The organism is Dactylosporangium sp. NPDC005572, assembly GCF_040605515.1.
Taxonomy (GTDB): domain Bacteria; phylum Actinomycetota; class Actinomycetes; order Mycobacteriales; family Micromonosporaceae; genus Dactylosporangium.
Genome location: NZ_JBEXCY010000009.1, coordinates 19,236 through 44,652 on the forward strand (window position 1 = coordinate 19,236; position 25,417 = coordinate 44,652).

Sequence of the window (25,417 nt, forward strand, 5' to 3'; positions counted from 1 at the left end):
ATGGATCATGAGCGGCGCGGCCGCGCCGGCTTCCTGGGCGACTTTTCTGGTATGTCGGGTATCGGTGGGTGTGAGCGCCGGCGGCGACACGCCGGGGCCGGGCCGGGTCGGGGGTCGAGCCCGGGGCGCGGGCGATGATGGTGCCCATGCGCGGTGAGGGGGAGCAGCAGGAGGCGGCGGCCGGCGGGAGCTCCTGGCCCACCGCGTGGCTCGACACGCTGCGGGGGCTGCTCGACCGCCCCCTGGCGTCGTACTACCTGCTGCTGTCCAGCGTCGGCCTGCTCGTCTTCATCGGGCTGGTCATGGTCTTCTCCGTCACCAGCATCGACAACTACGCGACCACGGGCAGCCCCTTCACCTCCATCGCCAAGCAGGTGCTCTCCGCCGTCGTCGGGCTCATCGCCTTCTGGGTCTGCCAGCGGCTGCCGGTGCGGACGTTCCGCGCGGTGGCGGTACCACTGATGATCAGTGCCTTCGTCCTGATGGGGTTCGTCGACCTCATGGGCTGGCTGGCCGCGCGCCGCACGCCCGTGGGCGGGGACGTGAAGGCCATCCACCTCGGGCCGATCTGGGTCGACGACCTCTGGTTGCACGTGGGCGGGCTCCAGCTGCAGCCCGCCGAGCTGGCCAAGTTCGCGCTCGTGATCTGGGGCGCCGACCTGCTCGTGCGCAAGGGGCGCAGCATCCTGAGCTGGCGGCAGCTGCTCACGCCGTTGTTCCCGGTGACCGTGGGGCTGCTGATCCTCGTGGGGTACAACGACCTCGGGTCCATGATCTGCATGCTGGTGCTGTTCACCGGCCTGCTGTGGGCGGCCGGGGCGCGGCTGCCGGTGTTCGCCTGGCTGGGCGGGCTCGCGCTGGCCGGCATCGTGGCGCTCATCCTGTTCCCCGCGGGCAAGGACTACCGCCTGGACCGGATCAAGGTGTTCTTCGATCCGGGCATCGACCCCGACGCGGAGAACGGGCGCTACCAGTACCTCCGCGGGCTCTGGGCGGTCGCCAACGGCGGGTGGTTCGGGGTGGGACTCGGCGAGGGCCACCTCAAGTGGGGGCGGCTGCCGAACGCCCACAACGACTTCATCTTCGCGATCGTCGCGGAGGAGCTCGGCGTCGTCGGGTGCATGGTGGTGCTGCTGCTGTTCGGCATGCTGACCTACACCGGGCTGCGCATCGCGCGGCGGGTCGAGGACCCGTTCCGCCGGCTGGTGGCGGCGGCGATCACGATCTGGTTCGTCGGGCAGGCGCTGATCAACATCGGCGGGGTCGTGGGGCTCATGCCGATCACCGGGCTGCCCCTGCCGTTCATCTCCGACGGCGGGAGCGCGCTCGTCGTGGCGCTCGGCGCGGCCGGGATCCTCACGTCGTCCGCCCGGGCCGAGCCGGACTGCGCCCGAGCCATGCACGCCCGTCCGCCGCGGAAATGGGTGCGACTACTCTGGGCGCCGTTGCCGCCGCTGCCGCGCACCCGCGAGGACAGCGACGGCGAGGCCCCCTCGACACGCGCGACGGGCCGGCCCGCGACGCTGTCGGGGCCGTCCCGCGGAAGGAGCACCTGATGGCAGCGCTGCGTTCGGTGGTGCTGGCCGGCGGAGGCACCGGCGGGCACATCTACCCGCTGCTCGCCTTCGCCGACTGCCTGCGCAGGCACGACCCCGGTCTGCGCATCACCTGCATCGGATCGCCCCGGGGCATGGAGGCGGAGATCATCCCCCAGCGCGGGTACGACCTGCGCCACGTACCGGCCTACCAACTGCCCCGCTCGGTGAACATGAACCTGGTCCGCACCCCGGACCGGATGTACAAGGCCGCCAAGGCGACCCGCGCGATCCTCGACGAGGTCGACGCCGACGCGGTCGTGGGCTTCGGCGGCTACGTCTCGGTCCCGGCCTACCTGGCCGCCTGGCGGCGCAAGACGCCGCTGATCATCCACGAGGTCAACGTGCCGGTCGGGGTGGCCAACAAGATGGGCATGCGGTTCACCGACCACCTCGTGCTCGGCTTCCCGCACCAGGCCCAGCAGATGCCCGCGGTCGCCGACAAGGAGGTCGTGGGGGTACCGCTGCGGCAGAGCATTGCCCGGCTCGACCGCGCGGCGCTGCGGGCCGAGGCCCGCGCCCGCTTCGGGCTGGACCCGAACCTGCCGACGCTGTTCGTGTTCGGGGCGTCGGCCGGCGCCCGCTCGATCAACCTGGCGGTGTCCGGGGCGGCGCGGCAGATCACCGGGTCCGGCGTGCAGGTGCTGCACATCATCGGGGCGCGCAACGACGACGTCGAGGTGCCGACCGGCCTGCCGGCGCCCTACGTGAAGATCAAGTTCCTCTCCGAGATGGAGCTGGGCTACGCCGCCGGCGACCTGGCGCTCTGCCGGGGCGGCGCGATGACCTGCGCCGAGACCGCGGCCGTCGGGATGCCCGCGATCTACGTCCCGCTGCCCTGGGGCAACGGCGAGCAGCGCCGCAACGCGCTGCCGGTGGTCGAGGCCGGTGGGGGCCTCATCGTCGAGGACGGCGACCTGTCGCCCGAGTGGGTCACCCGGACAGTTGTACCGCTGGTGCGCGACGGCGCCCGGCTCGCCGCGATGAGCCGCGCCGCCGCCGGATACGGCCGCCGCGACGGCGACGAGGCGTTGCGGCAGTACCTCATGAAGGTGGTCGCGGCATGACCGGTCCGGTGCGCAGCGGAGGGGCCGGTCATCGGGGGCGCAGCATGAAGGCATGCGGCCGGAGCGAAGCGGAGGACGCATGACCGGTCCGGTGCGCAGCGGAGGGGCCGGTCATCAGTGGCTCAGCATGAAGGCATGCGGCCGGAGCGAAGCGGAGGACGCATGACCGAGAAGCTCACCGCCGAGGATCTCGGCAAGGTGCACCTCGTCGGCGTCGGCGGGGTCGGGATGAGCGGCCTGGCCCGGCTGCTGCTCACGCGGGGCATCCCGCTGTCGGGCAGCGAGCTGAAGGAGTGGCCGCAGCTCGCCGCGCTCAAGGCGCTCGGCGGCACCATCTACCGCACCCACGAGGCCTCGAACCTCGACGGCGTCGACACCGTGATCTACTCCACGGCCATCCCGAAGGACCACATCGAGCTGGCGACGGCCCGCGAGCGCGGGCTGCGGCTGCTGCACCGCTCGGAGGCCCTGGCCGCGACGATGGTGGGCCGGCGGGGCATCGCCGTGGCCGGCACGCACGGCAAGACCACGACCACGTCGATGATCACGCTGATCCTCCAGCACGGCGGAGCCGACCCGTCGTTCGTCATCGGCGGGGAGATCTCGGCGGCCGGCTCCAGCGCCCACCACGGCAGCGGCGACCTGTTCGTCGCCGAGGCGGACGAGAGCGACCGCTCCTTCCTGCTGTACGAGCCGCACGTCGCGGTCGTCACGAACATCGACGCCGACCACCTCAACACCTACGGCGACCTCCAGGGCCTGGAGGACGCGTTCGTCGAGTTCTGCGGCCGGGTGGAACCGGGCGGGTTCGTGGTGACCTGCGCGGACGACGCCGGGGCGATGCGGATGGCGGTGCGGGCCCGGGCCAACGGCTCCGACGTGATCACGTACGGCACCGCGCCCGACGCCGACCTGCGCATCAGCGAGGTGCGGTCGTCGGCGGGCGGCGTGCGGTACGTGGCCCACCACGACGGCGTCCCGCTGGGCGAGGTGTTCCTGCCGGTGCCCGGCGCGCACCTCGGGCTGAACTCGGCCGGCGCTCTGCTCGTCGCGCTGCGGCTGGGCATCCCGGCGGAGACCGCGATCGAGGCGCTCGCCGCGTTCCCGGGCGTGCGCCGCCGGTTCGAGCTCAAGGGCGCCGAGGCCGGCGTCAAGGTCTACGACGAGTACGCGTACCACCCGGTCCCGATGGCGGCGGCCATGCACACGCTGCGCGAGGTGGCCGCGGGCGGCCGGCTCGTGGTGGTCTTCCAGCCGTACCGGATGTACCGCACCCGCGACTTCCAGACCGAGATCGCCGAGGCGCTCGCGCTCGCCGACGAGGCGATCGTGATGGAGGTCTTCGGCCCGGGCGAGCTGCGCGAGCCGGGGGAGGGCGGGGTGGCGCTCACCGCCGCCGTCGGCCTGCCCGACGAGCGCAAGGTGTTCGTGCCGTCCTGGGAGGACGTGCCGGGCGAGGTCGTCCGCCGGGTCCACGACGGCGACGTGGTCGTCACGATGGGCGCCCCGCCGATCTCGCTCATGGGCGACGAACTGCTCGCGGCGCTCAAGACGGCCGGCGGCACCGACTACGTCGGCCGCCACCACTCCCGAGGCGAAGGCGACTGACCATTGACCCAGACGCGCGGCTGGCGGCTGGTGCTGGCCCCTCGCGGCGCGCCGCAGTCCGTGCGGCGGTTCGCGAAGCGGGCCCGGCAGCGCCGCCTCCGCGCGGCACTGCCCTGGCTGGTCGCGCTGGCGGTCGCCGCCCTGCTCGGGGTGGCGGCCGTGGTCGTCCTCGCCACGCCGGTGCTGGGCGTCGAGCGGATCGAGGTCGCCGGGGTGGCGACATTGAGCGCCGACGCGGTCCGGCAGGCGGCGGGGGTGCCCCACGGCACGCCGCTGGCCCGGGTGGACCTGCGGGCCGTCGAGCGCCGGGTGCGCCAGCTCAAGCCGGTCCGCACGGTCGCCGCGTCGGCGGACTTCCCGCGCACGCTCCGGCTGCGGATCGAGGAGCGCTCGGCGGTGGCCGCGGTGGTCAAGGTCGGCGGTTTCGTGCTGCTCGACGCCGAGGGTGTCGGCTACCTGCCGGTCGAGGCGGCCCCGGTCGGCCTGCCGGTGCTGCGGCTGGCCGACCCCGAGCCGGGTGACGACACCACGACGGCGGCGCTGACCGTGCTGGCCGCGCTGCCGCCGTTCCTGCGGGCGGTGATGACCGCGCTGGTCGCCGAGTCGCCGACCCGGATCCGGCTGGAGCTGACCGACCGTCGCACCGTCGTGTGGGGCGACGCGACAGAGAACGAGGCGAAGGTGCGCGTGCTGGAGTTCACGCAGGTCGCGCCGGGCCGCACGCTCGACGTGAGCGCGCCCGGCGTGGTGGTGGAGCGGTGAGCCGCCCGGAGCTGCCGTTCGTCGGCGACGAGCGGACCCTGGTGTCGGCCTGGCTGGACTGGCACCGCGAGACCGTGCACGTGAAGTGCGCCGGGCTCGGCGAGGAGGAGGCCTGGCGGGCACCGCTGCCGGCGTCGCCGCTGACCAGCGCGGCGGGGCTCGTGTCCCATCTCACGTCGGTCGAGTCGTACTGGTTCGAGCGGGTGGTGGCGGGGCTGGACGTGCCGCTGCACTGGACCGACGAGGACCCGGACCTCGAATGGCGCCGCCGGCCGGGGGACTCGCTCGGCGACGTGCTGGCCCGGTACCGCGCCCAGTGCGACGTCTCCCGGCGGATCGCCGCCGGTCTCGACCCCGACGCGATGTGCGCCGGGCGGCGCCGCGGCAACCCCGTGTCGGTCCGCTGGGTGCTGCTGCACATGATCGAGGAGACCGCCCGTCACAACGGGCACCTGGACGCCGTCAGGGAATTGGCCGACGGCGTCGTGGGCGAATAGCCGACACGCCGGGTGGCGGTCCTTGGATCACGACAGTCGGGCCTTTACCTTGCGATAAGGCATTAGTTGACATAACTATAAGCCTCTAGTAAAGGGTGAGGGTTTGCGGGACCCCCATCCGGTGCGTTCGCATTTGGCGGACGCCGCCCGTCGCGGGGTCGGGCACTCGGGCTTGGTTTCACCGGTTCGACGGCTCCGGGAAGGATCGGCGCTCGCCAACCTCGAAAGGAAAGGTGGTCCGATGACTCATCCGCACAACTATCTCGCGGTCATCAAGGTCGTCGGCATCGGCGGCGGCGGCGTCAACGCCGTGAATCGCATGATCGAGGTTGGCCTCAAGGGCGTCGAGTTCATCGCGATCAACACCGATGCACAGGCCCTGCTGATGAGCGACGCCGACGTCAAGCTCGACGTCGGCCGCGAACTGACGCGCGGGCTCGGTGCGGGTGCGAATCCGGACGTCGGCAAGAACGCGGCCGAAGACCACCGGGACGAGATCGAAGAGGTGCTCAAGGGCGCCGACATGGTCTTCGTCACCTGCGGCGAGGGTGGCGGCACCGGCACCGGGGGCGCGCCCGTGGTGGCGAACATCGCGCGGAAGCTCGGCGCGCTGACCATCGGCGTGGTCACCCGGCCGTTCTCGTTCGAGGGCAAGCGCCGCCAGGTGCAGGCCGAGGCGGGCATCGAGGAGCTGCGCAACCAGTGCGACACGCTCATCGTGATCCCGAACGACCGCCTCCTCGCGCTCGGCGACCGGGGCATCAGCATGATGGACGCGTTCCGCCAGGCCGACCAGGTGCTGCTCTCCGGCGTGCAGGGCATCACCGACCTGATCACCACGCCCGGTCTCATCAACCTCGACTTCGCCGACGTCAAGAGCGTCATGAGCGGCGCCGGGAGCGCCCTCATGGGCATCGGCAGCGCCCGCGGCGACAACCGCGCGGTCGAGGCCGCCGAGTCGGCGATCTCCAGCCCGCTGCTGGAGCAGAGCATGGACGGCGCCCGCGGCGTCCTGCTCTCCATCGCGGGCGGCTCCGACCTGGGCCTGTTCGAGATCAACGACGCGGCCCAGCTGGTCACCGACGCCGCCCACCCGGACGCGAACATCATCTTCGGCGCCGTGATCGACGACGCGCTCGGCGACGAGGTGCGCGTCACGGTGATCGCGGCCGGCTTCGACGGCGGCTCCCCGGCGTACCGGCCGGTCGAGGCGCCGCGGCGGGCCGTGCCGCACAACCCGCCGCCGAAGGAGCAGGTGTCCACCGAGCGCCAGGCCCCGCCGCCGCCCCGGCGGGTGCTGTTCGACGACGTCGACGTGCCGGACTTCCTGAAGAACGGCGCCTGAGAGGTTTCTGCTTCACTTCGGGTGGGTCAACATCATGTTGGCCCACCCGAGATCATTTCGCTGGGCGACCCGGCGCGGTGGCCGTGTGGGACGTCGCCTGAAGGAAATGGAGGCAGTGTGGACGCTCGGTCGGCGGAGATCGGCCGGAACCTCGCCCAGGTCCGGGAGCGCATCGCCGCAGCCTGCGCGGCCGCCGGACGTTCACCCGACGAGGTGACCCTCGTCGCGGTGACGAAGACGTACCCGGCGCAGGACGTCACCCGGCTGGTCGCCCTCGGCGTCCACGACGTGGGGGAGAACCGCGACCAGGAGGCCGCGCCGAAGGCCGAGGCGGTCGCCGACCCGGCCCTGCGCTGGCACTTCGTCGGCCAGCTCCAGCGCAACAAGGCCCGCTCGGTGGTGCGGTACGCCTCGGCGGTGCACTCGGTGGACAGCCTGCGGCTGGTCGACGCGCTGGTCGACGCGGCCGTGAAGGCCGAGCGGCCCGAGCCGCTCGACGCCCTCGTCCAGGTGAGCCTCGACGACGACGAGCAGCGCGGCGGCGCCGTCACCGGAATGGTGGAACAGGTCGCGGCGGCGATCGCGGCGAGCCCGGCGCTGCGGCTGCGCGGCGTGATGGCCGTCGCGCCGCTCGGCTGGGAAGCCGATGACGCATTCGCGCGGCTCGCCGCGATCGCCGGCCGGATTCGGCAGCGCTTTCCCGGCGCGGGCTGGATTTCCGCCGGTATGAGCAACGACCTGGAATCCGCGATTCTGCACGGCTCGACACATGTCCGTGTCGGTAGCGCATTGCTCGGAAATCGAACCCCGCTGGGGTAGCCTGGCCGCGGGAACGGAAAAACTACACGGGTGTGGTTCTGCGCCGGCGGGTCGGTGTCGCACAACGTGATCGGTGGCACCGACAACGGGGGGAAGTGCCGCATGGCGGTGGACGGAGGAGCGCGAATGGGTGCTCTGCGCAGGGCGGGCGTCTGGCTCGGCCTCGTCGAGGATGAGGACGAGCGCGGCTACGACGATCGTCACTACCGGAGCTACGGCGACGACTTCGCCGACGACGAGGACGAGGTCGACGAGGTGCCGGCGCCGCGGGTGCGCACGGTCTCGGAGCGGCTGACGGCGGCCGAGCGGCTGGAGGCGAGCACCGCCAGCCGGACCAGCACCGTGCGCTCGATCACGCGACCCACCTCGACCGTCAGCTACCCGACACGCGACAATCTCGCACTCGCCCCCCAGACCACCGTCCGTGAGCGTCAGCCGGTCGAAGAAGAGAGTGACGACCGCCGTTACGCGATCACGACCCTGCACCCGACGACGTACAACGAGGCGCGCACGATCGGTGAGCACTTCCGCGACGGTGTGCCGGTGATCATGAACCTCACCGAAATGGACGAGGCGGACGCCAAACGTTTGGTCGACTTCGCCGCCGGACTCGTATTCGGCCTGCGTGGTAACTTCGAGCGGGTGACCAACCGGGTCTTCCTGCTCTCTCCGGCAAATGTCCAGGTCACCGCAGAGGACAAAGCTAAGATCGCCGAGGGCGGGTTCTTCAACCAGAGCTGATGCGAGGACTCAACGGCCGTGGTGTCCATCACCTTGCAGATCGTGCATCTGCTGCTCTACCTGTTCCTGGTAGCGCTCCTCGCACGCTTCGTGATGGGCTACGTGATGCAGTTCGGCCGGCGCTGGCAACCGGGCCGGGGAGCCGCGGCGACGCTTGAAGTGGTGTGGAGCGTCACCGATCCGCCGCTCAAAGCGTTGAGGCGGGTGATACGTCCGCTGCGTATTGGTACCGTGGCCGTGGACCTGTCTTCGCTTGTGCTGCTGGTTATCCTGTTCGTGCTGATGAACGTCGTGGTAAGCCGCCTGATCGAGGTGTTCTCGTGACCAGCGCCGCTCGGCGGCCACGCGGCCGCAACTGACCTGAGGAGTTTCGATGCCGCTGACCCCGGCCGACGTCCACAACGTCGCCTTCAAGAAGCCCCCGATCGGCAAACGGGGCTACGACGAGGAAGAGGTCGACGCCTTCCTCGACGAGGTGGAGCGCGAGCTCGCCCGGCTGATCGAAGAGAACAACGAGCTGCGCGCCCAGCTGGAGCGCGGCGGTGGCGGCGGCGGTGGCCGCGCGCCCGCCGGTCCCGGTGGCGACCCGCGCCTCGCCGGCGAGCTCGCCGACCTCAAGACGCAGTTCGAGCGCGTCCAGCGGGAGAAGGCGTCGGCCGAGCAGGCCGCCCGCAGCATGCAGCAGGAGCTCGACCAGATCCGCACGCAGGGTGGCGGCGGCGCCGCCGGTGCGTCCGGTGACGGCGAGCAGCAGGCACTGCGGGTGCTCATGATGGCCCAGCGCACCGCCGACGACCACGTGTCCGACGCGCGCCGCGAGGCCGACAAGCTGCTCTCCGAGGCCCGCACCAAGGCCGAGGAGGTCACCCGCGACGCCCGCGCGAAGGCCGACGCCCTCGAGCGCGACGCCCGTCAGCGTCACCAGGAGGCCATGGGCGGCCTCGACGCGAAGCGCACCGCGCTGCAGAAGCACATCGAGGAGCTCAAGCAGTTCGAGCGGGAGTACCGCACGCGCCTCAAGGCGTACCTGGAGAGCCAGCTGCGCGACCTCACCGGCCGCGAGCAGAGCCTCGAGGCCGAGATGACGCAGCGCGCCGGCGACGCTCCGCGGGCCGCGGGCGCGGGCGGCGGCCTCGCGACGGCCGGCCTCGCGGGTGGTGGCTACGAGGGCGCCGGTCGCTGAGCCGGGGCGGTGATCGCCGAGCGCTCGTGAGGGCGACCGGCAGGATCCCCGTGTTCCCGAGTAGCACCGCGCCCGACCTCAGGCGGCACCACCAGCACGCCCAGCACAGAGCATCGGCCTGACACGCCGGTCAATGCGACACACGGCGCCCCAGTCGATTTCGGCTGGGGCGCCGGTCGCTTCCCGGGGGGCTCGGTCGTTGTACCGGCTGAGACACTCGCCCGGGAAACTCGCGCCGGGATCGTCATGCGGAGGGACAGGGCCGTGATCGTCGGAAGTGTGCTGCTGATCGTGGTGGCCGTCGGCCTGCTCGTGCTGGGGCTGCTGCAGGGCTCCGACGCCATGCTGGTCGCATCCATCGGGGCGAGCCTGCTCGCCGCGGTGGCGCTCATCGTCGGAGGCCGCCAGGCCGCCGCCGCCCGGTCGGCGCGCACCGTGCGGACCGGCCGGCTGCCGTCGGAGCGGTACGACCCGATGGAGTCGCGGATCGCCCCGGACCCGTCCGACGACCTCGACTTCGCCGGCCGGCGCCGAGCCCGCGGCGAGGAACGCCAGCCGGTGGGCGCCGGGGCGCGGGTGGGCGGCACGTACAGCGGCGCTCCCCTGCAGCCGCCCGCCGACCTGCACCCGCACTCGCGCATCGACGAGGCGGCCATGACGGCGCCGGTCCGCGACGAGCCGGACGTGCCGGCGGACATCCCGCAGTACGGCGACACCGACCGCGGCGGGTACGACGCCGCGGGCCACGACGCCGCCGGCTCCGACGATGAGGACGACTACGACGACGAGGACCCGGACGACGAGCCGCCGGTGCAGGCGTCGTCGGCGGCGGACGTCGCCCGGGTCGCCACGCTGGAGGCCGACGTGTTCGTCATCGACGGGCGGCCGCGGTACCACGTCCAGGGTTGCTCGCACCTGCTCGGCCGCGAGCACGAGCCGCTGCCGGCGCACGAGGCGGTCGAGCTGGGCTTCACGCCGTGCAGCGTCTGCGCCCCCAACGACGTCCTCCTGGGCCGCCGCTGATGCTCCGCCCGGAGTGAGGTGGCCGGGTGGACGATCGCCCTCGATCGGGTGAAGCCTCACAATGAAGTGTGGTCACCATCGCGATCCGCGTCCGGCCCGGTGCGTCCCGCACCGCGGTCGGCGGCAGCTACCCGGGCCCCTACGGCCCGGCGCTGATCGTCGCGGTGGGCGCGCGCCCGGTTGACGGGCAGGCCACCGAGGCCGCGCTGCGGGCGCTGGCCGACGCGATCCGGGTCCGGCCCTCCGCGCTGCGGCTGAAGGCCGGCGCGGCCAGCCGCGACAAGCTCGTCGAGCTCGACGATCCGCCCGCCGGCCTCGACGAACGGGTCGCCGCGCTGCTGGGGTCCGGCCGTTGACCCACGACTTCAACGTCGCACTGCTCATCGGTGCGGCCGTGCTGCTGGTGTGTGTCGGCGCGGTGCGCCTCTCGGTCCGCCTCGGCCTGCCCAGCCTCCTGGTGTACCTGCTGCTCGGGGTGGTCATCGGCGAGGCCGGCTTCGGCATCCAGTTCGAGAACGCCGAGCTGACCCGCACGCTCGGCATCTGCGCCCTGGTCGTGATCATCGCCGAGGGCGGCCTGACCGCCCGCTGGTCGACGCTGCGCCCGGTGCTCGGCCCGGCCGTCGTGCTGTCCACGTTCGGCGTCGGGGTGAGCGTCGCCGTCATCGGGGCGGTCGTCCACTACGCGCTCGGTGTCCCCTGGCAGGAGGCGCTGCTCTACGGCGCGGTGCTGTCGTCGACCGACGCCGCTGCGGTCTTCTCGACGCTGCGCCGGGTGCCGGTCCGCCCGCGCCTGGCCGCGCTGCTGGAGGCCGAGTCCGGCATCAACGACGCCCCGGTCGTGATCCTGGTCGTGCTGCTGTCGATGCCCGCGGGCAGCCACGGCCCGTGGTACGAGCAGCTCGGCCTGGTCGCCTTCGAGCTGGTCGCCGGCGGCGCCATCGGCCTGCTCGCCGGCTTCGGCGGCGCCTGGGCGCTGCGCCGGGCCGCGCTGCCGTCGGCCGGTCTCTACCCGCTCGCCGCGATCGGCCTGACCGTGCTCGCCTTCGCCGCGGGCTCGGTCGTGCACGCCTCCGGCTTCCTCGCCGTGTACGTCACCGGCGTCGTGCTCGGCAACGCCCACCTGCCCCACCGGCGGGCCATGCTCGGCTTCGCCGACGGGCTGGCCTGGCTCGCCCAGATCGGCCTGTTCGTGCTGCTCGGTCTGCTGGCCTCGCCCGCCGAGCTGGGCAGCGCGGTGCTGCCGGCGCTCGTCGTCGGCCTCGTGCTGATCCTGCTGGCAAGGCCCCTGTCGGTACACCTGAGCGTCCTGCCGTTCAACCTGGGGTCCAACGGGTTCGGGTGGCGCGACCAGGCGTTCCTCGCCTGGGCGGGGCTGCGCGGGGCGGTCCCCGTCGTCCTGGCGACCATCCCGCTGTCGGCCGGCGTGCCGCACGCCCAGGAGATCTTCAACGTGGTCTTCGTCCTGGTGGTCGTCTACACGGCGGCGCAGGGCGTCACGCTGCCGCCCGTGGCGAAACGGCTGGGCGTGACCGCGCCGGCCGAGCCGACGGACCTCCAGGTCGAGGCCGCGCCGCTGGAGCGGATGGGCGCCGACCTGCTCCAGGTCGAGGTCCCGCCGGGCTCGAAGCTCAACGGCGTGCACGTGGACGAGTTACGATTGCCTGTCGGTGCGGTCGTGACGCTCGTGCTGCGCGACGGCGGCGCGTTCGTCCCGGTGCCCGAGACCCGCCTGAAGACCCGTGACAGCCTCCTGATCGTGACGACCGAGCAGGTGCGCGACGTGGCGGAGCGACGGCTGCGGGCCGTGAGCAGGCGCGGAAGACTCGCCCGTTGGTTTGCCGAACACGGCGAGGATCGGCGCCAATAACTGATCCAATTGGTCGGAATGCGTGTGGCATGTTTGTCGGACGCGTGTACATTCCGTATCCTTGCCAGCCACTGGAGTGCGCGACGGCGCGTCGCGCGCCCATTTTGCATCTGGGGGAGCCATGGCCGAGCGGGCTGATGCCGTGCCGACAGGCCGGGCAGCAAGCGGTGCCGGGCGAGGCGCGGCCACCGGTGTGACGCGAGTGAACACTGTGACAAGAGCACAGCAAGCGGCTGGTCGGCAAGCCGCGGGCAGCGCGACGGAGGCGGCCGCGGCGAAGCAGGCGAACTCGCGCGCAGCGGCAAGTTCGACTAAGGCGACAAAGGCGACAAAAGCGGCGAACGCCGCACCGGCGAAGCGGACGGCGGCGAGCAAGCCGACCGCGAAGACCGCGAAGACCGCGAAGACCGCGACCAAGGCCGCCACCAGGACCGCCCCGCGCGGCGGCGGCGCGGGTCGCACCATCACTGACAAGACGGCGCCGGAGTCCGCTCCGGTGCGGAAGGCGGCGCCGGCCGGCCGGACAGCGCGGGCGTCGAAGGCGGCCGCCGCGGGGCGCGGCACCGCCGGCACCACTCAGCACACCACGCCGATCGCCGCAGCTGCGGCCGAGGGAGCCACAATGGCCAAGACCGCAGAACCGAAGACCACCGCGGCCAAGACCGCTGGGGCGAAGGCCTCCCGTGGCACGCGCACCGCAGCCGAGACCGAGAAGATCCGGGTCGCGCTCATCGAGCGCCGCGACGAGCTCAAGGCCGAGCACGACCAGACCCTGGTCGACATCGCCGAGCTCCAGCAGCACCGGCTGACCGACTCGGCCGGCGACGACCAGGCCGACACCGGCACCAAGACGTTCGAGCGCGAGCAGGAGATCACCCTCGCCAACAACATCCTGGAGCGGATCAACCAGGTCGAGCGGGCCCTGGAGCGGCTCGACGAGGGCGGCTACGGCTGGTGTGAGAAGTGCGGCAACGCCATCCCCGTCGAGCGGCTCGCCGCGTTCCCGTCCGCTACGCTCTGCGTCACCTGCAAGCAGTTGGAGGAGCGGCGCTGACCACCCAGGACGACCTCACCACGACCACCCCCCGCGGCGGGACCGCCCGCGTCTGGAGCCTGTTCGGCCTGGTCGCGGTCGTGGTGATTGCGATCGACATCGCCGTGAAGCAGTGGACGACGTCCACGATCGCGGGCGGCGAGCCGGTGAAACTGCTCGGCGGCCTGATCTACGTGATCTACACGCGGAACAGCGGCGCCGCGTTCAGCATGCTGAGCGACTACACGTGGATCTTCCCGATCATCGCGACGGTCGTGGTCGCCGCGCTGATCTGGATGGTGCGCAGCACGGCGTCGATGGCGTGGACGGTCGCCCTCGGGCTGATCCTCGGCGGGGCGCTGGGCAACCTGGTCGACCGGATCTTCCGGGCGCCCAAGCCGCTGCACGGCCACGTCGTCGACATGTTCAGCTTCCTCGACGACCACGGCGGGCACTTCCCGGTGTTCAACGTGGCGGACTCGGCGCTGACGGTGGGCGTGGCGCTCGCCGTCCTGCTGGAGTTCACGGGCCGGCGGCGCGACGGCACCCGCGCCAAGAAGGACGAGCAGGACGAGCATGCGTGAGGTCCGCTCGCTCCCCGTCCCCGACGGGCTCGACGGCACGCGGCTCGACCAGGCGCTGACCCGGCTCTTCGGGTTCAGCCGCACGGTCGCGGCCGCGCTCGTCGAGGCGGGCGACGTCGCCGTCGACGGCGAGGTGCGGCCGAAGTCCGACAAGGTCACCGCCGGCGCCTGGCTGGAGGTCACGCTCCCGGCCCCGCCGAGCGCGCCGTCGGTCGAGGCCGTGCCGGTGGCCGGCCTCGCCGTCGTGTACAGCGACGACGACATCGTCGTGGTCGACAAGCCGGTCGGCGTCGCCGCGCACCCGAGCCCCGGCTGGACCGGCCCGACCGTGATCGGCGGGCTGGCCGCGATGGGGCACACGGTGGCGACCAGCGGCGCCGCCGAGCGGCAGGGCGTCGTGCACCGCCTCGACGTGGGCACGACCGGGCTCATGGTCGTCGCCAAGAGCGAGTCCGCCTACAGCACGCTGAAGCGGGCGTTCAAGGCGCGTGAGGTCGAGAAGCGGTACCACGCCGTCGTCCAGGGCCACCCGGACCCGCTGCGCGGCACGATCGACGCGCCGATCGACCGGCACCCGAGCCACGACTACAAGTTCGCGGTCGTGTCCGGCGGCCGGCCGAGCATCACGCACTACGACACGATCGAGGCGTTCCCCGCGGCCACCCTGCTCGACGTGAAGCTGGAGACCGGGCGGACGCACCAGATCCGGGTGCACTTCTCGGCCCTGCGTCACCCGTGCGTGGGCGACCTCACGTACGGTGCCGACCCCACCCTGTCCGCCCGCCTGCACCTGTCGCGGCAGTGGCTGCACGCCCGTGAGCTGGGCTTCCTGCACCCGAGGACCGGCGAGTACGTGTCGTTCGTGAGCGAGTACCCGCCCGATCTCGCCGAGGCTCTGGCCGTCCTCGCCGGGGCCTAGCGTCATGGATCCGGCACGCCGCGCGACCTTGGCACCGCGGCTCGCCCGGCGCATCGTCGCGCCGGTCGGCAACGTCCTGGCCCGGCTGTTGCGGGGTGCGGTGCGGCTGCGCGTGTTCACCGCCGTCGTCGGGGTGGTCGCGGTGACGGCCACGCTGCTCGTCGTGCACGACGCGAACCGCAGCCGCGGCAGCGACCCGTCGCTCGGTGACGTGCTGCGGGTCGGCGTGCCGGAGGGGGCGTCGATCCCGGGGTACCTCGACAGCAGCCGGGCCGAGCTCGCCGGGCTCGCCGGCGACACCGCCGTCTACGCGCTCGTGTCGTTCAACGCGTACCTCGCGCCGGACCGGCTGGCCCCGGTGCTCGCGGACGCCTCCCTGTCGAGCGTCTTCGCCCGGGTACCGCTGCCGCACACGCAGACCGAGCTGGTCCGGCTCGGCGCGTACCGGCTGCCCGACGACGTGGTCGCGGCCATGGACGCCACCGCGGTGCGCAAGCGCGAGGAGGCGCAGCACTACCGCGACCTGCTCGCCGCGAACGACAAGCCCGACGAGCTGCGCGAAATTTACGCGACCGGGGCGATCGTGGCGGACAACGAGGCGACGGCGTACGCGGAGCACTGCTCCTGCGTGTACGCGGCGGTCGTCTCCGCGGCGCCAGGGGTACTGCGGATGATCGAGGAACGACCGGAGACCAGAGCTGTCGATCCGATCACCGAGCTGCAACGACTCGATCGCACAGTGTTTCTGCCCCCGTTGCCGGAGCAGACTACGCTCGCCGGGCCGATGATCGAAGTCCCCGCAAGTGCGGCCGCGTCCCCACGGCCGTCGTAACCGGGTGTTCCTCCGGCCTGTCGTGCAGTTGATGCAGGGGATGGGCGCGCAACAGTGGTCCGAAGAGTGTTCGGTCCGTAGCCTGGGGTACGGGTGAGGGACGCCGGTAAGGAGGGCCAGGGGTGGCAGAGCGCGCCGATGCCAGGTGGGACGGGCCGGCCGAGCCGGCACCCCGGTGGCGGTCGCTCCTCGACCGGGCCCTGTCCGGGCGGGCGCAGCCGAGTGATCTGGATTACGACGGAAGGTTCGAGCGCCCCACAGCGCCGTACCCGCCGTCGCGGCCCTACGATGACGAGCCAATGCATCCCAACGGCACGCGACCCTTCGAAGCGCCGCCCCGGTCCGCCGGCCCGCAGCGCCGTCCCGACGCGCCCGGCCCGCGACTGGAGTACCAGCAGCGGCCCGCCGACCCGACCGAGCAGATGGTGAACGTGCTCCGCCAGGAGATCCCGACACCGAAGGTGCTCGCGTTCGCGAACCCCAAGGGTGGGGTGCACAAGACGACCGCGACGGTGCTCACCGCGGCCACGATCGGCGCCGTCCGGGGCAAGGGCGTGATCGCCTGGGACGACAACGAGCTGCGGGGCACGCTGGGCCTGCGCGCCGGCAGTGCCCGGCACGCCCGCACCATCCGGCACCTGATCGCCGACCTGGTGCGGGTCGAGAACGCGGCGGGGTACGACCTCTACGACATGCTCGACGACTACCTGCGGCACGCCTCCGACGGCTCCTACGACGTGCTGGCCGGCGAGGAGAACCCGCGCTTCGCGCAGCGCCTCGACCCGCACACCGTGCGCCGGGTCCTGGAGCTGCTGCGCCGCACCCACGACGTGATCTGCGTCGACACCGGCAACAACGTCGAGAGCCCCAACTGGCAGACCGTGCTGCAGACCGCCGACCAGCTGGTCGTCACCAGCGTGCCGCGCGAGGACGCCGCGTTCACCGCCGACTGGATGCTCGACCTGCTCGACGAGGCGGGCATGGAGGAGCTGGTCGCCAACGCGGTGACCCTGCTGTCCTGCCCGACGCCCAACCCGACGCCGCTCATCGACGACCTGGCCGGGCACTTCCGCAGCCGCACCCGGGCCGTGGTCGTCGTCCCCTACGACCCGGCGCTGGAGAGCGGCTCCAACATCGAGTACCCCATGCTGGGGCCCGCGACCAAGCGCGCCTGGCTGCGGGCGGCGGCCGTGATGATGGACCCCTACGCTAGGTAGTCGCTATTGCGGCGACCGCCTCGGCGAACACCGTCCCGTGGTGGTCGACCTGTGCCTCGGTCGTGGCCGGGGACATGAGCGCCATGTTGTGGAACGGCGTGAGCAGGATGCCCCGGTTCGCCAGGTAGACGTGCAGGTAGTCCTCCAGGTCCGGGTCCGCGGCCCGGTTCGACTCGCCGCCGTTCCTGGGCGCCGGGCTGGCGAAGCGGTACTCCACCCGTGCGCCGAGCCGGCTCACCGACCAGGGCAGGTCATGCGTGGTGATCACCGTTCGGACGCCGGCGGCGAAGCGCTCGGCCAGGGCCGTCATGCGTTCGAACGCCGCGTCGGTGAGGACATGCTCCAGCGTGGCCCGGGTCGCGGCGATCGACAACGCGTTGCCGGCCAGGGTGCCGCCCACGCCGCCCATGTCGACCAGATCCAGGTCCTGCATCGCGTTGATCCTGTCGGAGATTGTTGTCGAGAGCCCATACGCGGCCGCCGGAATGCCGCCCCCGATCGCCTTGCCGATGGTCACCACGTCCGGCTCGAGCGACCAGGCCTTGGTCGCGCCGCCGGGGCCGGCCGAGAACGTGTGGGTCTCGTCGTTGACGAGATAGGTGTCGTACCGGCGGGTCAGCTCGCGGACGCCTTCGAGATAGCCCGGCTCGGGCAGCACGATCCCGATGTTCGTCAGCGCCGGCTCCATGACCACCGCCGCGACGTCGCCGTGGGCGAGCTCGCGCTCCAGGCCCTCCAGGTCGTTGTACTCGGCGACCCGGCTGGTCACGGTCACGTCGACGGGCGCGCCGACGTTGCCCTCGCGGCTCCTGCTGTTGCCCGCGGCGTCCAGGACGATGAGCGACTCGTCGACCGAGCCGTGGTAGCAGTAGCTGTTGAACAGGATCTTCGGGCGGCCGGTGATCGCCCGCAGCAGCCGGATCACCCAGCGGTTGGCGTCGGTCGCGGTGAGCGCGAAGCTCCACTCGGTGACCCCGAAGCGGCGGGTCAGCTCGGCGCCGACCCAGGCCGCGTCCGGCGTCGGGAGCATCGCGCAGGCGCCGTCGGCGAACCGCTCCTGGACCGCCCGTGCCGTCGGCGGGGGCGCGTGGCCGGCCATCGCCGCGGTGTCGCCGAGGCAGAAGTCGGCGTACTCGTGCCCGTCGAGGTCAGTGACCGTGGCGCCGCGGGCCGTCGCCAGGTAGAGCGGGAAGCCCGCCGCCTTCTTGTTCATCCAGGTCATCGGCACGCGGCCGAACAGGTGCCCCGCCTTGCCGTACTCGGCTTGCGATCGCGGGTTGTTCTCGGCGAAGGCGGTCCGCTCGCGGTCCAGCAGGCGGGCCAGGCGGTCACGGTCGATCATCCGTGGAGTGTCGCAAACTGTCGTACCCCGGGGATAGGTTCACGGTCGTGGGGGAGTCGTTCGTACATCTGCACGCACACACTGAGTATTCGATGCTGGACGGTGCGGCGCGGCTGGGGCCGCTGTTCGCGGAGGCGGCGCGGCTCGGCCAGCCGGCGCTGGCCATGACCGATCACGGGACCATGTATGGGGCCTACGACTTCTACCACCGCGCTCTCGACGCCGGCGTGAAGCCGATCCTCGGCCTGGAGGCCTATCTGACACCCGGCACGCACCGGGGCGACCGCACGCGGGTGCGCTGGGCGTCCGGCGGGGAGAACGACGTGTCCGGCGGCGGGGCCTACACCCACCTGACCATGCTCGCGGCCGACGCCACCGGGCTGCGCAACCTGTTCCGGCTGGCGTCGCGGGCCAGCACGGAGGGCTTCTTCTACAAGCCGCGGGCCGATCGCGAGCTGCTCCAGGAGTACGGCCGGGGAGTGATCGCCACGACCGGGTGCCCCTCCGGCGAGGTGCAGACCTGGCTGCGGATCGGCGACTTCGAGCGGGCCTGCACGGCCGCCGCCGAGCTGCGCGACCTCTTCGGCCCGGACAACTTCTACCTGGAGCTGATGGACCACGGCCTGGAGATCGAGGCCCGCGTCCGGCACGACCTCCTGCGCCTCGGCAAGCGGCTCGGGCTGACCCCGGTCGCCACCAACGACCTGCACTACACGTTCCACGCCGACGCCGACGCGCACGAGGTGCTGCTCTGCGTGCAGTCGGCGACCACCCTGGCCGACCCGAAGCGGTTCAAGCTCGACGCCAAGGACTTCTACCTCAAGCCGGCCGAGGAGATGCGCCGGCTCTGGGACGCTGAGGTCCCGGGCGCCTGCGACGCGACGCTGCGCATCGCCGAGCGGATCGGCGACTACGGGGCAGTGTTCGCCCCGCGCAACCTCATGCCGCGCTTCCCGGTGCCCGACGGCGAGACCGAGGACTCCTGGCTGCGGGCCGAGGTGGGCCGCGGCCTGGCCCGCCGCTTCCCGGGCGGGGTGCCGGCCGGGCACTCCCGGCAGGCCGACTACGAGCTGTCCGTGGTCGGGCAGATGGGCTTCCCGGGGTACTTCCTGGTGGTGGCCGACCTGGTCGCCCACGCCCGCCGGGAGGGCATCCGGGTCGGGCCCGGGCGCGGGTCGGCCGCCGGCGCCGTCATCGCCTGGGCGCTCGGCATCACCGAGCTCGACCCGCTCGCGCACGGGCTGCTGTTCGAGCGGTTCCTCAACCCGGAGCGCATCTCGATGCCGGACATCGACATGGACTTCGACGAGCGCCGGCGCGGCGAGGTGATCCGCTACGCCACCGACAAGTACGGCGCGGACCGCGTCTCGCAGATCATCACCTACGGCACGATCAAGGCGAAGGCGGCGATCAAGGACGCGGCCCGCGTGCTCGGCCACCCGTTCTCGCTCGGCGACCGGATCACCAAGGTCATGCCGCCGCCCGTCCTCGGCCGCGACATGCCCCTCGCGGGCGTCTTCGACCCGGCCCACCCGCGCCACGCGGAGGCGGCCGAGCTGCGCCGGCTCTACCAGAGCGAGCCCGACGTCCGCGAGGTCGTCGACACCGCGCGCGGCCTGGAGGGGCTCAAGCGGCAGTGGGGCGTGCACGCCGCCGGGGTGATCCTGTCCCGGGAGCCGCTGCTCGACGTCCTGCCGATCCAGAAGCGCGAGCAGGACGGAGCGATCATCACCCAGTGGGACATGGGCGCCTGCGAGGCGCTCGGCCTGCTGAAGATGGACTTCCTCGGCCTGCGCAACCTGACCATCCTCGACGACGCGCTCGACGCCATCCGGCACAACCGGGGCGTGGAGGTGGTCATCGAGGACGTGTCGCTCGACGACAAGGCCACCTACGAGCTGCTGTCCCGCGGTGACACGCTCGGCGTCTTCCAGTTCGACGGCGGGCCGGTCCGGGCGCTGCTGCGCTCGATGGCGCCCGACAGCTTCGCCGACGTCTCGGCCGTCGGCGCGCTCTACCGGCCGGGCCCGATGGGCGCCAACGCCCACAACGAGTATGCCGACCGCAAGAACGGCCGCCGCCCGGTCGTGCCGATCCACCCGGAGCTCGCCGAGCCGCTCGCCGACATCCTCGACGACACCTACGGCCTGATCGTCTACCAGGAGCAGGTCATGGCGATCGCCCAGCGGGTCGCCGGCTTCTCCCTCGGCGCCGCCGACCTGCTGCGCCGCGCGATGGGCAAGAAGAAGAAGGAGATCCTCGACCGCGAGTTCGAGCCGTTCTCGGCCGGCATGCGCGCCCGCGGCTACTCCGCCGGCGCCGTCCGCACGCTGTGGGACATCCTGGTCCCGTTCTCCGACTACGCGTTCAACAAGGCGCACAGCGTGGCCTACGGGCTGGTCGCCTACTGGACGGCCTATCTCAAGGCCAACTTCCCGGCGGAGTACATGAGCGCCCTGCTCACCTCGGTCGCCGGCGACAAGGACCGGATGGCCGTTTACCTCGCCGAGTGCCGCCACATGGGCATCCGCGTCCTGCCGCCTGACGTCAACTCCTCCCAGGGCCGCTTCGCCGCGGTCGGCGCCGACATCCGCTTCGGCCTGGGCGCGGTCCGCAACGTCGGCGCCCACGTCGTCGAGTCGATCGTCCAGGCCCGCCGCGCCCAGGGCCCGTATGCCGACTTCCACGACTTCCTGCGCAAGGTCGACCAGTCGGTCTGCAACCGCAAGACGATCGAGTCCCTGATCAAGGCCGGCGCCTTCGACTCCCTCGGCCACCCCCGCCGCGGCCTGATCATGATCCACGCCGACGCCATCGACGCCGTCCTCGGCACCAAGCGCAACGAGGCGATCGGCCAGTTCGACCTCTTCGGCGCCCTGGAGGACGTCCAGGCCCCCGCGGCCCCGATCCCACCCGGCGACTGGGACCGCCCGGAGCGCCTGGCGTTCGAGCGCGAGATGCTCGGCCTGTACGTCTCCGACCACCCTCTCCGCGGCCTGGAGCCGGCCCTGCGCCGCGCGGCGGACCGCTCGATCGCGTCGATCGCCGAGGAGGGCACCGTCCCCGACGGCGCCGTGGTGGCCCTGGCAGGCATCCTGTCGGGCGTCCAGCGGAAGGTGACCCGCCAGGGCCGCCCGTGGGCGTCGGCGACGCTGGAGGACCTGGACGGCTCGATCGAGGTGATGTTCTTCCCGAACACGTACGAGGAGATCGGCCAGTACGTCGCCGAGGACGCCATCGTCGCGGTGAAGGGCCGCGTGGACCGGCGCGAGGAGTCCCCGCGCCTGATGGCGATGGACCTGCGCGCCCCGGACCTACCGGCACTGACCGCCGCGCTGTCCGCCCCGCCGGCCGCCCCCGCCCCGCTGGCCCCGCCGTCGGCCTCGCCGCCGACGCCGTAGCGCGCCTGCTATGCCGCGGGTGGCGCTGCCGTGCCCGGCCGCGTCCGTCCCGTCGGCTGTACTCGGTCGGTCGCCCGACCGAATCTCCGGGCTGCGGTCTCAGGCTCGGTCGGTCGCCTGACCGAATCTCCTGGTTGTGGCCTCGGGGTTGGTCGGTTGCCTGACCGAATCTCCGGGCTGCGGTCTCAGGCTCGGTCGGTTGCCTGACCGAATCTCCGGGCTGCGGTCTCAGGCTGGTCGGTCGCCTGACCGAAACTGTCGGAGGCGACCCTCGGGTCGGTCGGTTGCCTGACCGAATCTCCTGGTTGTGGCCTCGGGGTTGGTCGGTCGACTGACCGAATGTCCTGGTTGTGGCCTCGGGGTTGGTCGGTCGACTGACCGAATGTCCCGGTTGTGGCCTCGGGGTTGGTCGGTCGACTGACCGAGTCTCGTGGGTGCCGCCCCGGGCTGGTCGGTCGTCCGACCGAAACCCGGCCGCGGCCCCAGGGCGCGTTGCCTGCCGCGGTGTCGTTCGTCGAGAGCCCCGCCCTCCCGCGGATCTGTCCCTCCTGGCCTGGCCAGCCCTCCTTGTCGAGGCCGTCCAGGGGGCCGGATTCGCGTCCGACCGGGCCGACCGGCCCTCCCCTCCATGATCATGGGAAGGATCTGGCTGTCATGGCGACCAGATTCTTCCCATGATCATGGGCTTGGCTGCCGCGCTCCGTATTTGGTTCGGCTATGTGGCCGATTTTTCGGATTTATCCGGACGTATCGACGGTCGGTTGGGTGAGGTGGCGGGTGTGGTGGGTGTTGCTTGGGGCTTGGCGGGGCGGGTGGGGCGTGGTTCGTCGGGGGGCGTGGCTCCTGGCAGGATGGGTTCGTGAGTATCGCCCCTATTGAGCCCTTCGGGCCGCCGCCCGTTGACGAGGTCCCGGCGCGTCCGCGGGCCGGGATCGGGCTCGAAATCGTGTTCGCGCTGGTCGCTGCGGCCGTGGTGGCGGTGCTCGGGGCGCCCGTCGGGGTGCTCTGGGCCTGGCTCGCGCCTGAGGTCGAGCTTATCCAGACCGACTTCGGGCCCTATCCGATCGAGCCGGAGCCCGAGGGGTACTGGGCGGACGATGGCTGGTTCATCATGATCGCCGTTGTCGTCGGGGCGCTCGTGGCCGTGGGGGCGTGGCTGGTCTTCCGGCGGCAGCGGGGGCCGATCATGCTCGCCGGGCTCGTCGTCGGGTCGGCCGGGGCCTCCGTGCTCGCGGCCTGGCTCGGGAACAAGATCGGGTACGCGCACTACCTCGACCTCGTCGAGCACGCTCCCAAGGACACGCACATCTTCCGGCCCGTCAAGCTGCGGACCGGGACGTCCAGTCTCGCGCTCGGGTTCATCCCCTGGGTGCGCGGCACGATGCTCGTCCAGGCCCTGGCCGCCGCGGCCGTGTACACCGGGCTTGCCGGGTTCCACGTGTCGCCCACGCTCCGGTACGACAACATGCCGCCCGAGTACTTCGACCAGCCGGAGTCCTCGGACCAGGCGGTCGCCGCGCACCCGGACGGCCAGGCGCATCAGGGGCCGACCCAAAGCCAAGGCCCGATCCAAGGGCCGGTCCAGGGCCCGGTGCAGAGCCCGGTCCAGGGGCCCGTGCAGAGCGGGAGTCCGTCAGTTGGGGCTGGAGGGGACGGCCAGGTCGGCCAGTGACACCGGCACCGCCCGCACCCGGCCCAGCAACGCCGCCTCGCGGCGCAGCAGCGAGCGCTCGGCCTTCAGGCGGCTCGTGGTGTCCGGCTCGGCGAGCAGCGACTGGCGGTCCTCCAGCGTGAGCGACGCCGTCGCCGCGACCAGGTGGGACAGCACCGTCGGGTCGTCGGGCAGCTGCTCGCCGTCGTCGTCGCCCTCGCCGCGGCGGACCGCGCGGAGGTACTGCTGGAACGCCGCCAGCACCCCGGCCGCGAGCTCGCCCTCCCGGTCCGGCTCGCCCTTCGGCTCCGGCAGCCACTCGATCTCGCCGGTGAGGTACGGAGCGTCATTGCGGGCCAGGCCCAGCAGCCGGAAGCGGCGGCGGCCCACGGTCATCAGGTCGAAGCGGCCGTCGGGAAGCTCGGTGATCTGCCGGACCTCGGCGGCGCAGCCGACCTCGTAGAGCGACAGCGACTCGCCGGCGGTAATGGAGGCGTCGGCCGCCTCGCTCTGCCGGCCGACCTCCCAGCCGCGGCGGATCGCCACCACGCCGAACTCCCGCGGCAGGCTCGCCGGCAGGTCGGTCAGGTGCTGGACGAGGGTGCGGTACCGCGGCTCGAACACGTGCAGGGGCAGCACCAGGCCCGGGAAGAGGACGGTGCCGAGCGGAAAGAGCGGCAGGAGCGTGCGCGCGTCCCGCTCCGGTTCGTTCGCTGCCTCCACGGGCGAAGCGTAGCCGAGCGGAGCCGAGCGGAGCGGGAGCGCGGCACGACGCGTTCACTTCAGGCCGGCGAAGAATTCGCGGATGTCGTTGACGAGCACGTCCGTGGCCTCATGGGCGGCGTAGTGCCCGCCCGCGTCGCGGCCCTCGAGCGGCGACTCCGCGTAGGCCCCGTAAGCGTGCCAGCTCACGATGTTGGCGTGGTCGCGCGAGGCGAACGGGCGGATCGACTCGAAGTCGCCCGCGAACATGGCCAGGGCGGTCGGCACTGTCGTCGGGCCCGACGGCTGCTCGGAGGCGTGCGCGTCCTCCCAGTAGAGGCGGACCGCCGACGCGGCCGTGTTCGTGAACCAGTAGATGGCGACGTTGGCCAGGATGAAGTCGGGGTCGAGGCTCTCGCCGAGCAGCTGCGCGTTCCAGGCGAGCAGGCCGGTGGGGGAGTCGGCCAGCGCGTAGGCGAGCGTCTGCGGCTGCTGGCTGTGCAGCGTGTTGAACGACATGAGGTTGTCGGCGAACCACTGCAGCTTCGCGAGGGCCCGGTGGTCGGTCTCGGTGAGGTTCGCGAACTCGGCCGGGTCGCCGCTCGGGAACGAGAACAGCTGGGTGACGTGCACGCCGATCACCCGCTCCGGCGCGTACCGGCCCTGTTCCGGGGCGACCATCGAGCCGGCGTCGTTGCCGACCGCGCCGAACCGCTCGTACCCGAGCTGGGCCATCAGCTCGTTCCAGGCCCGCGCGATGCGGTAGCGGTTCCAGCCCGGCGCGCGGGTCGGGCCGGAGAAGCCGTAGCCCGGCAGCGACGGGATGACCAGGTGGTAGTCCCGCGACAGCGGCTCGATGACATCGAGGTACTCCACCACCGAGCCGGGCCAGCCGTGGGTCAGGATCAGCGGCGTCGCGTCCGGGTTCGCCGAGCGCACGTGGATGAAGTGCACGGTCGCGCCGTCGATCTCGGTGAGGAACTGCGGGTGGGCGTTGAGCCGCGCCTCGACCGCGCGCCAGTCGAAGTTCTCCAGCCAGTACCGCGTGAGCTCCCGGACCCGCGCCGCCGGCACACCGTAGGCGTCGCCGGCGCCGGGCAGCTCGGCGGGCCACAGGGCGCGCTCCAGCCGGCGGCGCAGCTCGTCGAGCTCGGCCTGCGGGACCTCGACGCTGAACGGACGGATCATGACGACCTCCAGTAGAACGGAACGCTTCGTTCCATCAA

General features: G+C 72.1%; 22 protein-coding genes and 1 pseudogene. 20 read left to right on the forward strand and 3 right to left on the reverse strand.

Annotation, left to right across the window (positions count from 1 at the left end):
• The first annotated feature begins 146 nt into the window (after window positions 1-146).
• From ABZS66_RS06925 to ABZS66_RS07010, 18 genes are all read left to right on the forward strand, one after another.
• Window positions 147-1,556 (forward strand): putative peptidoglycan glycosyltransferase FtsW, encoded by a 1,410-nt coding sequence (locus ABZS66_RS06925; RefSeq protein WP_354755908.1) that lies wholly within the window; start codon window positions 147-149, stop codon window positions 1,554-1,556.
• Complete coding sequence (locus ABZS66_RS06930; protein ID WP_354755909.1) at window positions 1,556-2,662, forward strand: UDP-N-acetylglucosamine--N-acetylmuramyl-(pentapeptide) pyrophosphoryl-undecaprenol N-acetylglucosamine transferase; 1,107 nt, start codon at window positions 1,556-1,558, stop codon at window positions 2,660-2,662. Before ABZS66_RS06925 ends, ABZS66_RS06930 begins: the two co-directional genes overlap by 1 nt.
• Before the next feature lie 162 nt (window positions 2,663-2,824).
• Window positions 2,825-4,270, forward strand: a complete 1,446-nt coding sequence (gene murC, locus ABZS66_RS06935) for a UDP-N-acetylmuramate--L-alanine ligase (protein WP_354755911.1) — start codon at window positions 2,825-2,827, stop codon at window positions 4,268-4,270.
• Between the two features lie 3 nt (window positions 4,271-4,273).
• Complete coding sequence (locus tag ABZS66_RS06940; RefSeq protein ID WP_354755912.1) at window positions 4,274-5,032, forward strand: FtsQ-type POTRA domain-containing protein; 759 nt, start codon at window positions 4,274-4,276, stop codon at window positions 5,030-5,032.
• A complete protein-coding gene (locus ABZS66_RS06945) occupies window positions 5,029-5,529 on the forward strand; it encodes a DinB family protein (protein WP_354755914.1) in 501 nt (166 codons plus the stop codon). The genes ABZS66_RS06940 and ABZS66_RS06945 overlap by 4 nt, the downstream gene beginning before the upstream one ends.
• A 241-nt stretch (window positions 5,530-5,770) precedes the next feature.
• Window positions 5,771-6,874, forward strand: a complete 1,104-nt coding sequence (ftsZ, locus tag ABZS66_RS06950) for a cell division protein FtsZ (RefSeq protein WP_354755915.1) — start codon at window positions 5,771-5,773, stop codon at window positions 6,872-6,874.
• A 117-nt stretch (window positions 6,875-6,991) separates the two neighbouring features.
• The gene (locus tag ABZS66_RS06955) at window positions 6,992-7,693 is read left to right on the forward strand and encodes a YggS family pyridoxal phosphate-dependent enzyme (RefSeq protein WP_354755917.1); all 702 of its coding nucleotides are present in this window, start codon (window positions 6,992-6,994) and stop codon (window positions 7,691-7,693) included.
• A 126-nt stretch (window positions 7,694-7,819) separates the two neighbouring features.
• On the forward strand, window positions 7,820-8,434 hold the full coding sequence (gene sepF, locus ABZS66_RS06960; protein ID WP_354756108.1) for a cell division protein SepF: 615 nt from the start codon (window positions 7,820-7,822) through the stop codon (window positions 8,432-8,434).
• A gap of 18 nt (window positions 8,435-8,452) precedes the next feature.
• A complete protein-coding gene (locus ABZS66_RS06965; RefSeq protein WP_238007728.1) occupies window positions 8,453-8,758 on the forward strand; it encodes a YggT family protein in 306 nt (101 codons plus the stop codon).
• 49 nt (window positions 8,759-8,807) lie between these two features.
• Window positions 8,808-9,617, forward strand: a complete 810-nt coding sequence (locus ABZS66_RS06970; protein WP_354755920.1) for a DivIVA domain-containing protein — start codon at window positions 8,808-8,810, stop codon at window positions 9,615-9,617.
• A 264-nt stretch (window positions 9,618-9,881) separates the two neighbouring features.
• On the forward strand, window positions 9,882-10,640 hold the full coding sequence (locus ABZS66_RS06975) for a hypothetical protein (protein ID WP_354755921.1): 759 nt from the start codon (window positions 9,882-9,884) through the stop codon (window positions 10,638-10,640).
• A gap of 68 nt (window positions 10,641-10,708) precedes the next feature.
• Window positions 10,709-10,996, forward strand: coding sequence for a DUF167 domain-containing protein (locus ABZS66_RS06980; protein ID WP_354755923.1), 288 nt, complete (start codon window positions 10,709-10,711; stop codon window positions 10,994-10,996).
• A complete protein-coding gene (locus tag ABZS66_RS06985) occupies window positions 10,993-12,510 on the forward strand; it encodes a potassium/proton antiporter (protein WP_354755925.1) in 1,518 nt (505 codons plus the stop codon). The genes ABZS66_RS06980 and ABZS66_RS06985 overlap by 4 nt, the downstream gene beginning before the upstream one ends.
• Window positions 12,511-13,132: 622 nt before the next feature.
• Window positions 13,133-13,564 carry a TraR/DksA family transcriptional regulator gene (locus ABZS66_RS06990; RefSeq protein ID WP_354755927.1) on the forward strand — a complete coding sequence of 144 codons (432 nt, stop codon included), beginning with the start codon at window positions 13,133-13,135 and terminating at the stop codon, window positions 13,562-13,564.
• 68 nt (window positions 13,565-13,632) lie between these two features.
• Window positions 13,633-14,127, forward strand: coding sequence for a signal peptidase II (gene lspA, locus ABZS66_RS06995; protein WP_354756110.1), 495 nt, complete (start codon window positions 13,633-13,635; stop codon window positions 14,125-14,127).
• A complete protein-coding gene (locus tag ABZS66_RS07000; RefSeq protein WP_354755929.1) occupies window positions 14,120-15,046 on the forward strand; it encodes an RluA family pseudouridine synthase in 927 nt (308 codons plus the stop codon). The genes lspA and ABZS66_RS07000 overlap by 8 nt, the downstream gene beginning before the upstream one ends.
• Before the next feature lie 4 nt (window positions 15,047-15,050).
• Window positions 15,051-15,878 (forward strand): hypothetical protein, encoded by an 828-nt coding sequence (locus ABZS66_RS07005; RefSeq protein WP_354755930.1) that lies wholly within the window; start codon window positions 15,051-15,053, stop codon window positions 15,876-15,878.
• A 299-nt stretch (window positions 15,879-16,177) separates the two neighbouring features.
• Window positions 16,178-17,095 (forward strand): AAA family ATPase, encoded by a 918-nt coding sequence (locus ABZS66_RS07010; protein WP_354755931.1) that lies wholly within the window; start codon window positions 16,178-16,180, stop codon window positions 17,093-17,095.
• Here the strand turns inward: ABZS66_RS07010 and ABZS66_RS07015 are convergent.
• Window positions 17,088-18,437 (reverse strand): transaminase, encoded by a 1,350-nt coding sequence (locus tag ABZS66_RS07015; protein ID WP_354755933.1) that lies wholly within the window; start codon window positions 18,435-18,437, stop codon window positions 17,088-17,090. The two genes, ABZS66_RS07010 and ABZS66_RS07015, sit on opposite strands and share 8 nt — an antisense overlap.
• Window positions 18,438-18,484: 47 nt before the next feature.
• Here ABZS66_RS07015 and dnaE point away from each other — a divergent pair.
• Both dnaE and ABZS66_RS07025 read left to right on the forward strand, forming a co-directional pair.
• Window positions 18,485-21,769 (forward strand): annotated as a pseudogene (gene dnaE, locus ABZS66_RS07020) (DNA polymerase III subunit alpha); the annotation flags it as partial.
• Between the two features lie 928 nt (window positions 21,770-22,697).
• Window positions 22,698-23,510 carry a DUF2567 domain-containing protein gene (locus ABZS66_RS07025; protein WP_354755935.1) on the forward strand — a complete coding sequence of 271 codons (813 nt, stop codon included), beginning with the start codon at window positions 22,698-22,700 and terminating at the stop codon, window positions 23,508-23,510.
• Here ABZS66_RS07025 and ABZS66_RS07030 read toward each other — a convergent pair.
• Together ABZS66_RS07030 and ABZS66_RS07035 are read right to left on the reverse strand one after the other, a co-directional pair.
• Entirely contained in the window at window positions 23,472-24,212 is a 741-nt protein-coding gene (locus ABZS66_RS07030; RefSeq protein ID WP_354755936.1) for an LON peptidase substrate-binding domain-containing protein, read from the reverse strand. The two genes, ABZS66_RS07025 and ABZS66_RS07030, sit on opposite strands and share 39 nt — an antisense overlap.
• A gap of 54 nt (window positions 24,213-24,266) precedes the next feature.
• Window positions 24,267-25,379 (reverse strand): epoxide hydrolase, encoded by a 1,113-nt coding sequence (locus ABZS66_RS07035; protein WP_354755938.1) that lies wholly within the window; start codon window positions 25,377-25,379, stop codon window positions 24,267-24,269.
• Between the last annotated feature and the right edge of the window lie 38 nt (window positions 25,380-25,417).

Bases quoted from the DNA above. Each gene is read 5' to 3' on its own strand.
- ABZS66_RS07010 (WP_354755931.1), top strand. From the start codon at position 16,178: ATGCATCCCAACGGCACGCGACCCTTCGAAGCGCCGCCCCGGTCCGCC.
- murC (WP_354755911.1), top strand. From the start codon at position 2,825: ATGACCGAGAAGCTCACCGCCGAGGATCTCGGCAAGGTGCACCTCGTC.
- ftsZ (WP_354755915.1), top strand. From the start codon at position 5,771: ATGACTCATCCGCACAACTATCTCGCGGTCATCAAGGTCGTCGGCATC.
- ABZS66_RS07005 (WP_354755930.1), top strand. From the start codon at position 15,051: ATGGATCCGGCACGCCGCGCGACCTTGGCACCGCGGCTCGCCCGGCGC.
- ABZS66_RS06970 (WP_354755920.1), top strand. From the start codon at position 8,808: ATGCCGCTGACCCCGGCCGACGTCCACAACGTCGCCTTCAAGAAGCCC.
- ABZS66_RS06930 (WP_354755909.1), top strand. From the start codon at position 1,556: ATGGCAGCGCTGCGTTCGGTGGTGCTGGCCGGCGGAGGCACCGGCGGG.
- ABZS66_RS06925 (WP_354755908.1), top strand. From the start codon at position 147: ATGCGCGGTGAGGGGGAGCAGCAGGAGGCGGCGGCCGGCGGGAGCTCC.
- ABZS66_RS06990 (WP_354755927.1), top strand. From the start codon at position 13,133: ATGGCCAAGACCGCAGAACCGAAGACCACCGCGGCCAAGACCGCTGGG.
- ABZS66_RS07000 (WP_354755929.1), top strand. From the start codon at position 14,120: ATGCGTGAGGTCCGCTCGCTCCCCGTCCCCGACGGGCTCGACGGCACG.
- sepF (WP_354756108.1), top strand. From the start codon at position 7,820: ATGGGTGCTCTGCGCAGGGCGGGCGTCTGGCTCGGCCTCGTCGAGGAT.
- ABZS66_RS07015 (WP_354755933.1), bottom strand. From the start codon at position 18,437: ATGATCGACCGTGACCGCCTGGCCCGCCTGCTGGACCGCGAGCGGACC.
- ABZS66_RS07035 (WP_354755938.1), bottom strand. From the start codon at position 25,379: ATGATCCGTCCGTTCAGCGTCGAGGTCCCGCAGGCCGAGCTCGACGAG.